Below are 12,705 nucleotides of genomic sequence, written 5' to 3' on the forward strand. Positions count from 1 at the left end.
TAAGAGAAACGGGGTTTCTGGATTTAGCTGCGTAAGTCTTATTTTGGAAGTTGCGTTTCTAGGAGAGTAGAAACCCGGTTTCTTGGTTTGGGTACATCTCAATACATGAAGAAAGCAAAAAAAATATCGCTTTTAGGTAATAGGTATGGGGGCAATAGGCAATATAAAACAAAGTATTTTTCGCTCTATGAGATGCGCCCCTGGGTTTGGCTGTAAAAACACCCTAATACACAAAATTAATTGTTTTACTAAAAGCTAATTTTGCAGGACTTGGGCAAAGAAACCTGCAGTACTTAGGGAAAGAAACCCGGTTTCTTCGAGAAACGGGGTTTCTGGGTTTGGCTAGAAAACCGCCTACACAAAATTAATCAATTGTGTCATTTTAGTAGTGGATTAATACAAATAATTCTGGCATGCATCTCATATTTGCCAAAATACTTTTTTTTCTATTTAGACATCTTCAAAAATAAAAAATTCAATCAATTATTATCGAGAAATTATGAATTACTTCTCCTTATTGCCTATTGCCCCCATACCTATTCCCTATTCTCTAATTTTCAATTCATCAATATTCCAAAAAGCACCGCCAATGGCAGAAAATTTTAAATTATCAATATGATTACGAATTGCTTGAAGTGAAAGAGGATTTACTAAAAAAAATATAGGCAATTGTTCGGCAACAATTTTTTGAAATTCCCCATAAATTTCCCGGCGTTTATTTTCATCTACTGTCTGATATCCAGCAGTAAATAATCGGTCAATTTCTTTTTCCCAGTCAGAAACTTGCCAATTTTTAATTGGTGGTTCACCAGGTCTAGAACCCAAATTAAACTGATGAAATGAACCTTGACTTGACCAAAGCAGGGAAAGTAAGTTTGGTTCAAAGTCAGAGCCAGGAACACCAAAAGCTCCGACATAACATTCCCAATCTCTAGTCAATAATAGCTTTTGTAAAACAGTGTTGAAGTTAAGTATCTGTAAATTTCCTTTAATTCCGATTTGACTTAAATCTTCTTTGATTTGAACTGCTGTATCTATTCGTAGTTTTTCTTCAGATTTTACTAAAATTGTAAATTCTACTTGGTTGCCATTTTCATCCAATAATTCATTAACATTATTATATTTAAAACCAGCGTCTAATAATATTTTTTTTGCCTTTTTCGGGTTGTATTGATAAACCTTTAATCCTGATTTTGGAGATAAATAATAAGGACTGTTTACCCCTAAAGCAGAATGTTGTATTTCCCCTAAACCGCGATAAATGTTATTATTAATTCGTTGGCGATTAATGCCATAAGCAACTGCTTGTCGGAATGCTAAATTATTAAACCAACTAGACTTAATAGGATCTAAAAAAGGTTTACCTTGAGAATTTATTCCTTGATTAAGATTAAAACCAACAAATTGATAGCCTCCCTGAGGACCACCATTATAAATCTTATATTTGCCTCGTTTTTCTTCTCGCTTAAGTAATTGAAATGCTTCGGCATCTACTCTAATACTATCTAATTCCCCTGAACGAAATCTTAGCAATTGATTGTCAGTTGATGGAATAATTTGAATGATAATTTTATCTAGATAAGGAAGAGATTCACCTGCTGAGTCAGAACGCCAATAAAAGGGATTTTTCTGTAAAACTATTCTTTGAGAAGGAATATAATTTTCCAGTTTAAATGCACCATTACTAATGATTTTTTCTGGTTGTGTATTTGTATTCCAGATTGATAAAAATAGAGGTTTACCATCAGCATCAGTTGCAGAAACACTATCCCGTAAAGCATGAGCTGGTAAAATTTTTAATCTTAATATGTACCTGAGAAATGGAGCAAATGGTTCGGGTAAAATAAACTCTATTCGACGTTGGTCTATTTTTTTTATAGAGGGAAAAGCACCACTACTACCAATTCTTAAAAAGTCTCTGTAGACAGTAGGAATTTTTTGATTTAGATAAATATCTTGATAGGTAAATACAACATCATCAGCAGTTAGAGGTTCTCCATTAGACCATTTTAATTCTGACCTTAAAGTAAAAATAATCCGCTTTTGATCTTCAGAGAAAATCCAAGATTCTGCTAAGGCAGGTTCTAATTCTCCAGTTAAACCATTTTCTGACATTAATCCTTCGTAAATATATCCAAAAATTCCGTAGGGAGAACGAGATATAGGATAGTTAAAAGTAGATGGAGGAGTTGGGTTAACTAACACTAATTTTGAGTTATCGTTACTCTGGGAGTTTAATAATGTTGAGCGACAACTACTGGTCATAATTAATAGACAAAATAATAGAATCCCTACTAAAAAGAGTCGGACTCTAAAAATAGTAAATCTATGAATATTTTGATTTTGGTTTTTACTTTCTAACATTGGGAAAATTATTGGGGAAAATTTGTTTGGTTTATACTATAGCAATCCTATTTTCTTTGTGTATAAAAATCTTACCGCTTTTAGGGAACGGGGAATAGGAAATAGGAAAAATACTTTTTTCCAAAATGGATGAACCACATTGCCATAAGCAAAATCTAGTAGGGAAGTTGCATAAGGGCGTCTCTACTGTGGTTTAGCGAAATGAAAACTGCTACAGGAAGACCAAGAGAAAAAAATCAAGGAACAATTATTCTTCTCACACCTCCCACCCGGACCACACCTCCCACCCGGACCACACGAACCACATCTTCCACACTCCCCACACCTCCCACCCGGACCACACGAACCACATCTTCCACACTCCCCACACTCCAGATAGAGTTGCCCAAACTCAAAATCAATGGTAAAGTTTTGTAAAGAAAACTTAATTTATACAGGACTTACGGAAAGGTACTATGTGTAGAGTTAAAAAACTATGGCGCCATAGTTTTTAACGCTATATGTAGCGTCTAGTGCGTAAGTCCTATTAGAAAAAAACTATGAAACAACAACTAACAGAAGGTAAAATTAGCCTACTCTTATTAAAGCTAACAATACCTATGATTTGGGGAGTGCTTGCTGTCATTGGGTTCAATATTGTTGATACCTACTTTGTCAGTAAGCTGGGAACAAAAGAACTAGCAGCAATGAGTTTCACCTTTCCAGTGGTAACATTATTAGGTAGTGTATCAATGGGTTTAGGAACAGGTGCTGGTTCTGTTATTTCTAGAGCTATTGGAGAAGGAGACCGCCACAAAGTAAAAGGACTTACTACTGACAGTCTAATTTTATCCGTATTAACAGTAGGAATTTTCGTAGTCCTTGGTTTAACAACTATCGACCCCATATTTACAGCATTAGGAGCAAAAGCAGAAATTCTGCCCCTAATTCGAGAATATATGGAAATTTGGTATCTGGGAGTAATTTTTATCGTAGTGCCAATGGTAGGTAACAGTGCTATTCGCGCTGCTGGTAATACATTCATTCCCAGTGTGGTGATGATTTTAGCAGGTCTTGTTAATGCTGTGTTAGATCCAATGTTAATTTTTGGAATAGGTGCAATTCCACCGATGGGGTTGCAAGGAGCAGCATTAGCAACGGTTATTGGTAGGGCAACTACATTAGTAGCTTCTTTGTTTTTTCTGCACTATCACGAACAAATGATTTCCTGGAAGTTGCCTAGTTTGAAGGTTATGCTCCGAAATTGGCAAAATATCCTTTATATAGGTATACCTGCCACCGGTACAAATATGATTACACCAATTTCTATAGCTTTTATTACTAGCTTGATGGCAAGTTATGGCACTGCAGCAGTGGCAGGTTTTGGTGTTGCTTCTAAGGTAGAGATGTTTTCTGTTATTGTACCAATAGCATTATCTGCTAGTTTCGGTCCCTTTGTCGGGCAAAACTGGGGAGCCAAAAAGTATGACCGTGTGTATTTTGCTTTGCGCTTAGGGTTTCAGTTTTGTCTGTTTTGGGGAATTATGGGAGCGATCGCTCTTGGTATAGGCGGCAGTTGGGTTGTTTCAATATTTGATAAAGATCCGGCAGTTGTAGAAGTTGCTGCTAAATATTTACTGATAGTACCTATTAGTTATAGTAGTGCGGGGATTATATTAATTTGTAGTACCACTTTTAATGCTTTGGGGAAACCTTTACCTTCTGTAGTAATGACTATCACTAAGATGTTATTTTTGTATGTACCTTTGGCATATTTGGGAAGTTGGTTATTCGGAATAAATGGTATTTTTGCTGCTGCTTGTTTTGCTAATTTGGCAGTTGGTATTGGAGCTTATCTTTGGTATCATAAAAAATTTCTTCAAAACTATAAATTTCAAAGTGTATAGCAATCCTGGATAGGTTGTTACCAATCAAAAAGTAGATAAAAAAAACTGAAACTTTTAACTTTTCTCTATTTCCTAAAAGGGATAATTTCTTGGCTTTATTCAAAATTGATATGTACATATCAATAGTACTTAAGCAAAGGTACCATATATAGAGTTTAAAACTATTGCGAGTTTTAAAGGCTTCAGACGCTTTCAAGCATTTTTTATGTTCTACTTTGTATAGAATTTAAGGGAATAAAAACTATAGATATTAGGGAACACTTAACTGGGAATAGGTATGGAGGAAAAAGTATTTTTGCAAATGTGAAATGCACCCAAAATATAAGTTATAAAACTTCTCCTTTTCAGAATAAAAAAGAAATAATATTTCCCTATATTCAATCCTCTCAGTTTTAACCAGAGGTAATGATCAATTATCCATTAATGAACTAACAAAAAAAAATTATTAACAAAACTGAAAATTTAAAGCTATACTGTAAACTAAAAAATACTTTTAATACATTTACCCAAACCCCATGCCATGCGGTTGCAACGTCAGTTCAGTGGACAAACTATTACCTTAGACACCCAAAACCAAATTGGTGGCGGTGGTGAAGGTCGTATCTATTCTATATTACAAGACCCATCTCTGGTGGCCAAAATCTACCATAAACCCACAGATGAAAATGCAGATAAGTTAACCATCATGTTTTCCCATCCACCCAATGCACCCACAGCAGGAGGACATTCGGCGATCGCATGGCCTGTAGACCTATTACGGACTATCAACCAGAAACAACAAATAGTCGGTTTTTTAATGCCCCGTGTTTACAGAGCGGAACCAATACATATATTTTATAATCCCAGAAACCGTCGGCAAAAAAAACCCCTTTTTAACTATCGTTATCTGCACCGCGCTGCTCGTAACTTAGTGGCAGCAGTTAACGCTTTACATAATAGTAAATATGTGATCGGTGATGTCAACGAATCAAATATTCTGGTAACAGATACCGCTCTTGTCACCCTAGTTGATACCGACTCATTTCAAGTCCAAGACCCCTATACCCAAGAATTTTACCGTTGTCCAGTGGGTAAACCAGAGTTCACACCCCCAGAATTACAAGGTCAGAGTTTCCGAGATATTGACCGCAAACCTGAACATGATTTATTTGGCATTGGAATATTAATATTTCAACTTTTGATGGAAGGAACTCACCCTTTTGCTGGAGTTTACAAGGACAGAGGGGAGCCTCCTACCATAGAAACACGAATTAAATTAGGTCATTTTCCCTATGGAAAAAAGCAAGTTCCCTATCGTCCGATGCCACTTGCACCAAATTGGAAAATTTTGCATCCGAGCATACGAGAATTATTAATTGAGTGTTTTGAAGTAGGTTACAAAAAACCAAGGTTGCGCCCAGATACCAGAACTTGGTTGCAGGTTTTACGAGAGTCTGAGAATAGTTTGGTGACTTGTCAAAGAAATAATCAACATTTGTATGGAAATCACTTAAAGTCTTGTCCGTGGTGCGAACGGACTAAATTATTGAAAGGGCGAGATCCTTTTCCTTCCAGGAGAGCAGTACAAAATAAGCAACATTTGGAACCTGGACTCAAGAAGCAGAAGTCGTTATCATTAGCAGCACAAAAAACTGCTCCCCCTAAAAAACCAGGACGACCGAAACCAATTATCATACCTCGGCAAATGGGGCAATATCAACCTTTACTAACTCCTGTTTCTACCAAATTTAGATCGCCGTCATTACCAATAATTCCCTTGCCAGGGGGTGGTAACGGTTTTTCTGGTGTCGCCCAAGATGCTATTTGGGGTGGTCTGTGGGGAGTTTTGTGTGCAGCAGCAATATCAGGTTTGGTATTAGCTATCATCAAAGGTAGCGTTGCGACGATCGGTGGTGTAATTATGGGAATATTGTGGGGTGGTTTTTTAGCGCTCTCCTTTCAGTATGTGATCCCAACAAATTCATCTAATGTTAGTCTAGGTTTAACTGGGGCGATGTGGGGAGGGTTTATTGCGGCTGCTATTAGTGGCATTGTTTATGGAGTCGGCAACCGCGATGGGGCATTTGGACAAGCATTGGTATTGGGTGGATTTTTAGGGATTATTTGGGGTGGTGTTTGGAGTGCTTTTAAACCACCTTTGGCGCTGCCTGTTCCGGGGCGAGTTTGGGGAGGACGAGGTTTATTTTTAGGGTCAATTTGGGGTGCTTTTTTAGGTGCAGTTATTGGGGCAATTTTATCAGGAGTTTTTGTGTTTCAGGAAAGTCTAAATCAGAGTAATAATTCGGCGATATTGTTATCTATGTTGATGAGTAGTATGATTCCGGCAATGGGTATAGGTGGAATGGGAGGAATGATGGGAGGTTTTGTTTTTGGACCTATTTTAGGTGTACCTACTTTGCCTTTATCGAATAAATTATCTGGATTTAGAGGTGGTGTATTGGGTGGAATTTGGGGTTGTTTTTTAGGAGTAATTATTGGGGTAATTTTGGGTGGTATTTTATCACAAATTCCGTTGATAGATTTAGTGGGAATTGTCGGAATCAATGCAAGTATAACATCAATTATTTCGACAATTTTTGGAGCTGGTTTAGGTGCTATTGGTGGTTGTTTTTCCGGAGCTGCTTGGGGAGCTATGGGGAAATGGTAATTTCAGTTATCACTTATCAGTTATCAGTATGAAGTCAGAGCCTTTGTACCTTAATTTTTCGGTAAATATTGAGTTATATTTGAACTTCTCTAATTATGCACAACTACTTAAAATTATTGTCTATTATAATATAAAAAAATGGCTTTAGTTGTCTAGCTGCAACGGCCACCTTATTTTTATCTCAACTTTAAAATAGACATTAATATCTGTTTTGTAACAAATATATAACTTATAGGATTTTTCATAAAGATGAGGTACGTTTACGATCCCCCTAAATCCCCCTTTCCCTTGTCTACCCCCCCCTTAAAAAGCTATGCTTTATAAACATCTTTCTTAACATAAAACTTGGGCATTATTGAGAAGTTATATGTAATACTAATTCCCAAAAGTATTGCCCAAGTATAGCAATACTTCAGTTATTAACTAATCAGTATAAGCAAAATTACTTTTTTGCTGATTTTAGCTAAGTTAATGTTAATTATTCTTATGTTTGCTTCTCCCTTACTCCCCTGCTCAACAAAATGTAGAAAACTTTTTGAAAAATGGTATAAGTCTTGGTTCGGCTTTTTTGGAAAAAAAATGTATTTTTTCATACATTTTTCTGGGATTATTTAAGTATTTTTACTTGGCTAGCATGATTGTTTCTCCCGGCTCCCCTCCTCCCCAGAAGGGTTTTAGGAGTTTCTGATCAGAGATAGCTAAAAAAAGGGGGGGTGGTGGGGTCTAAAACTGTACCTCACAGAGAACGAGAACTGCTATATCTATTTTATCAAGATTTTTCGGAAAAAGAATGAACTCTAAACAGTTACAAAGGTTGTTAATCTTTTATTCTGCAGTAGGAATATTAGCTATTAGTATATTGGTAGCAATAATAAGTATATTTCCCCTTTCTGAACAACTTAGAAGGAATCAAGAAAGGAACTTACAGTCAGCTTTACGAACTAAAAGATTAACGGTTGAAGTATTTCTTTCTAGAGCTAAAGATATTGCTTCCCAAATTTCTAGTCGTACTCAAGCAAGAGTAAATTTAGAAATTTATAATCGTAATCCAAATAATTCTGCTGTTGCTGTTTCTAAGGTGAAATTATATCTAACAGATGCTCTTAATCAGACTGAAGATGTAGTTGGAATTAGTCGTTTAGGTCTAGATAATAAATTAATAGTTGAACTTGGTATACCTATTCCTCAAAAATTTTGGAATTTGCCAGTTAAAAAAGCTAAAATCAGCAATCCAATTTCTATCGATAATAAATTATATTTCATGATTACCCAACCAGTTCATAACTCACAAAAACAACGAATCGGTACAGATTTTGTTTTATTTAAAATGCAAGGTTTAGAAAAAATTATCACAGATAATACGGGAGTAGGTAAGACTGGTGAAGTATTTTTAGGAACTTTAGAAAAACAACAACTCAAATTATTTTTATCATCGAAAAATCAAAGCAACAGTTTATCTGAATCAATTACTAAAGAGTTAGAAAAAACCTTATTTTCTCAAGATTCTGGAGTAATATTTGTCAAACCTAAATTTTGGAATTATGGTCAAATAATTGCTTATGAATCTCTATCAGAAGTAAATTGGGGACTAGCGATCGCCGTCGAACGTCAAGAATTGTATGCTCCAGTAAATCGTCAGCTTATTACCATTGGAATTGTCATAATAGTTTTAAGTCTTTTGGGTACTGGTGGAATGATTGTACTACTCCATCCATTAACTGGTCAAGTAATTATTAAAACTGATGAACTGGAAAAACAACTAGAAGAAAAAAATCAGGCTTTAAATGAGTTAAGTTATACTCAACAACAACTACTTTTGGAAATTCGCGACCGCAAAGAAAGCCAAATTAAACTGCAAAATCATAATAGAATATTAATGGAACTTGTGCAAAATCGAGCTGTAAATCAAGGAGATTTGTTAACAGGTATTCAAGCAATTACGGAAGCTACAGCTAAAATATTAGAAGTTGAACGAGCCGGAGTTTGGTTGTATGACGACTCGAAAAATTATTTAAAATCTCTAAATTTGTACCAAAACCAACTCAATGAACACATTAGAGAAACAAATCTTGATATGAAAAATTATCCTAATTATTTTCGAGCGATTAATTCACTACAAAATCATGGCATTATTGCAGCTAATGATGCTCACAACGATCCTAGAACTAAGGAATTTTCTGAGACTTATCTCAAACCTTTAGATATTTTTTCTATGCTTGATGCTGGAGTTTGGATTGGTGGAGAGATAGTGGGTGTTATTTGTATAGAAAAGTGCAGTGAAATAAAATATTGGACTGTTGAAGATGAATTTTTTGTACATTCAATTGCTAACCTAGTGTCTTTAGTAATTGAAGCTAGCGAGCGCAAACAAACTGAGAATGCTTTACGAGAATCAGAAGCTCAATTAAAAGTACAAAAACAAGAATTACAGGAAACTTTAAAAGAACTAAAATCGACTCAAACTCAGATGATTCAAAGTGAAAAAATGTCTAGTTTAGGTAGAATGGTTGCTGGAGTTGCCCATGAAATTAATAATCCGGTTAACTTTATTCATGGAAATATTACTTATGCAAAAAATTATATTCAAGATTTGTTCGGTTTACTTCAACTTTATCAAAATTATTATCCCCATCCCCATCCTGAAATTGAGTCAGAAATTGAAGCTATTGAATTAAATTTTCTCCAAGAAGATTTAAAAAAAGTTCTCACATCTATGGAAATTGGAACTGAACGGATTATAGAGATTGTTAAGTCACTACGAACTTTTTCCCGTTTGGATGAAGCAGAAATTAAGGAAGTAGATATCCATGAAGGAATTGATAGCACTTTAATGATTTTACAAAATCGCTTCAAACCTAAATCAGGATTTGTTGGTATTGAAGTAATTAAAGAGTATGGTCAACTTCCCAAAATTAACTGTTATGCAGGACAGATTAATCAAGTATTTATGAATATTATTAGTAATGCAATTGATGCCATTGAAGAGGTTCAATTTTCTCAATCTCGCTCAGAAAAAATGGGTGAGGTAGGTTGTATTAGAATTAAAACTCAAGTAATAGAAAATAATTGGATAAAAATTTTGATTGCTGATAATGGGGGAGGAATGAGTGAAAAGGTTCAGTCTAATTTATTTGAACCTTTTTTTACCACCAAATCTATTGGCAAAGGAACAGGATTAGGACTTTCCATTAGTTATCAAATTATTGTGGAAAAACATCAAGGAAAACTAGAATGTAATTCTCAGATTGGAAAAGGTACAGAATTTATAATTATGATTCCGATTAAGTTAAATTAGGGTTTGCTGAAGGTAGGCAATGGGCAATATTTATAGCCGTTAATTGTTCTAAATTTTTCCAAGTTTTGTGAGAAAAAATCCAGAGTTTTTAAGGTTAATTTAGTAGTTTTTTGACACTTTTTATAACTAGAAAAATCCTTTAAGATTTGTATATTAATACTTTGATATTTAATCAGCAAGCCCTAATTAATAATTGATAATTTCTACAATTAATTCTGGTTAAAAATGAAAGAATTGAATAGAAGGAAATATTCTTTTTGTATTAGGCTTTATACCTTTATTTTTATGTAAAATTTATTGATAAAGTTAGTAACTATTTTCTGCGGAATGCTGCGCCAATAGCTTTTTAGTGAATGAAGTAACTATTATTTGGTATTAAATCACAATAACAGCGAGCTTGCTCTAAAAGTAATAAAGCTAATAGCTAATAGCTGATTGCTGAATGCTGAATGCTTAAAAGTAACTATAAGAGGTTAGCAGAATCAGTATCTAAAAACAATATTGCCTGAGATTTTTGTCGTAAAATAGAAGCAGGACAAAATTGATTAATCGGATTATATAACATATCTTTAATTACTTTTGCCTTTCGCTTTCCTGGTGCAAAGCAAAGAATTTTTTTTGCTGAACAAATTGTGGGAATAGTTAATGTAAATGCGTATTGGGGAACTGCATTAAGATTAGGAAAATGACCTTGGTCTACCTGTTGTTGACGATTAGTTATATCAAGTTTGACTAACTTCACTGTTCGAGAGTCATTAAAATTAGCTACAGATGGATCATTAAAAGCTATATGTCCGTTTTTTCCTACCCCTAAAAAAACTAAGTCGATAGGTTGAGAAGATAATAATTTAGTGTAGCGATCGCATTCTTCTAATGGTTCATTCACATCACCTTCAATATAATTAAATTGGTGAGGTTTAATAAATTTTTCTACTTTTTCCTGGAGATAAAAACGGAAACTTGCAGGATGATTTCCAGATATTCCTAGATATTCATCAAGATGAAATAAAGTTACTTTAGACCAGTCTATAGCACCTAAAGAAATTAAGTTTTGGAGAAACATAATTTGTGAATTTCCAGTTGCTAAAATAACAGTTGCTTTTCCCTGTTTAGTAATTAAATTTTGCAAATATTCTTGGGTAATATAAGCAGCATCTTGAGCCATTTTTGCTTCTTGATGATATACTTTGACTGATAGAGAATCAACAAAAAATGTTTTGATTGGTTGATAGAGTTCGGTTGTGTTATTGCTGAAATTAGAAGCCATATAATAATTGATAATTGATAATGGATAATGGATAATTGATAATGAAAACTATAGCAATCGTAAATAGATAGTGAGATTTTATGGTAGGGGTTTGGTTGCCAAATCCCTTTGGGTTTTGGTTTGGATAATTGATAATGAAAACTATAGCAATCGTAAATAGATAGTGAGATTTTATGGTAGGGGTTTGGTTGCCAAATCCCTTTGGGTTTTGGTTTTGAGACCAAACCCCTACAGTTTTTTTCACGAATAATTTCTGATAGCTATATCTCTGATTATAGTTAGCTGAAAAAGTCTTTTTTTCAAGGTATAAATCAAGAATCAGAATAACAAACCAGGTTTCTATTTAATCTTTGATGATGTGATTATAAACTGTCTAAAAATCCCCCTACTATCTGATTAAACTTTTCCGGTTCCACCAAAAATGCCCAATGATTTCCCGGAATTTTTTCTACTTTTAAATTCCTTAAATACTGACGATAAGGTTTAACTTGCACATCACTTTTATTGACACCTTTTTCTGGTTGAATAAACAAAGTTGGTACATCAATATATTCTGTTAAACCAGGAACTCGCATCACTTCTGTAAATATTTCATTTCTAGCAGGAATCACAAATTTACTTCCCCACTTTCCATCAGCTTTTTTATCAATACTTTCCCGAAAAACTGTTTGTTGAAATTCGCTCCAACCAGCATATTTTCCTAACTCTTTTGCTTGAGTTTCTGCTTCAGCAAAACTATCAAACGGACCCATACCTTTGAGAGTTTCTAAAGTTCGATAAAGTAGAGGAAAAGTAATTTTAAGAAATCCAGGCATTTTGCCAATAAAAACTGGATCTGCCAAAATCATACTTTTAAATTTTTCCGGATTTTTTCTAGCCCAAATACAAGCTAATTTTCCCGTCCAAGAATGACCTAAAATATGAGCTGAAGACCAGTTTAAATATTTCATTAATGCTTCTAAATCGGCAATTGTTGTTTCAAAACTATAATCAGTTTCTGGTTTTTCACTTTCTCCATGACCGCGCATATCTGGCGCGACAATATGATATTTATTTGCTAAATATTCTCCCAAACTTAGCCAGACTAAAGCTGAATCTGCTAAACCATGTAATAATAAAAGTGGTTGTTTTTTTTCTTGACTTTCTTCTGTTTGCCATTCTAGATAAGAAAGTTGAATATTGGATGAATTTAACGTTTTGCGATAATAAACCATAATCAAAATATGAGAATTGAATCTATTAATTT

General features: G+C 34.4%; 7 protein-coding genes. 3 read left to right on the forward strand and 4 right to left on the reverse strand.

From position 1 onward, the window contains the following. Nucleotides 1–543: 543 nt before the first annotated feature. Nucleotides 544–2,364 (reverse strand): ABC transporter substrate-binding protein, encoded by a 1,821-nt coding sequence (locus tag VKJ25_RS10775; protein ID WP_324236635.1) that lies wholly within the window; start codon nt 2,362–2,364, stop codon nt 544–546. Nucleotides 2,365–2,600: 236 nt separating this feature from the next. Then, on the reverse strand, nt 2,601–2,765 hold the full coding sequence (locus VKJ25_RS10780; protein ID WP_324236636.1) for a hypothetical protein: 165 nt from the start codon (nt 2,763–2,765) through the stop codon (nt 2,601–2,603). Between the two features lie 138 nt (nt 2,766–2,903). On the opposite strand from VKJ25_RS10780, the gene VKJ25_RS10785 reads away from it, so the two are divergent. From VKJ25_RS10785 to VKJ25_RS10795, 3 genes are all read left to right on the forward strand, one after another. Continuing rightward, the gene (locus tag VKJ25_RS10785) at nt 2,904–4,250 is read left to right on the forward strand and encodes an MATE family efflux transporter (protein ID WP_324236637.1); all 1,347 of its coding nucleotides are present in this window, start codon (nt 2,904–2,906) and stop codon (nt 4,248–4,250) included. Between the two features lie 520 nt (nt 4,251–4,770). Continuing rightward, nucleotides 4,771–6,897, forward strand: a complete 2,127-nt coding sequence (locus VKJ25_RS10790) for a protein kinase domain-containing protein (RefSeq protein ID WP_324236638.1) — start codon at nt 4,771–4,773, stop codon at nt 6,895–6,897. 790 nt (nt 6,898–7,687) lie between these two features. Further along, nucleotides 7,688–10,192 (forward strand): ATP-binding protein, encoded by a 2,505-nt coding sequence (locus tag VKJ25_RS10795; RefSeq protein WP_324236639.1) that lies wholly within the window; start codon nt 7,688–7,690, stop codon nt 10,190–10,192. Nucleotides 10,193–10,655: 463 nt separating this feature from the next. Here the strand turns inward: VKJ25_RS10795 and VKJ25_RS10800 are convergent, their stop codons facing one another. Both VKJ25_RS10800 and VKJ25_RS10805 read right to left on the reverse strand, forming a co-directional pair. Further along, nucleotides 10,656–11,459, reverse strand: coding sequence for a glucosamine-6-phosphate deaminase (locus tag VKJ25_RS10800; protein ID WP_324236640.1), 804 nt, complete (start codon nt 11,457–11,459; stop codon nt 10,656–10,658). A gap of 362 nt (nt 11,460–11,821) precedes the next feature. Next, nucleotides 11,822–12,673: an alpha/beta fold hydrolase gene (locus VKJ25_RS10805; protein WP_324236642.1), complete on the reverse strand. Its 852-nt coding sequence runs from the start codon at nt 12,671–12,673 to the stop codon at nt 11,822–11,824. Between the last annotated feature and the right edge of the window lie 32 nt (nt 12,674–12,705).

This window comes from Okeania sp. (genome assembly GCF_035285525.1).
In the GTDB taxonomy this organism is placed as follows: Bacteria; Cyanobacteriota; Cyanobacteriia; order Cyanobacteriales; family Microcoleaceae; genus Trichodesmium.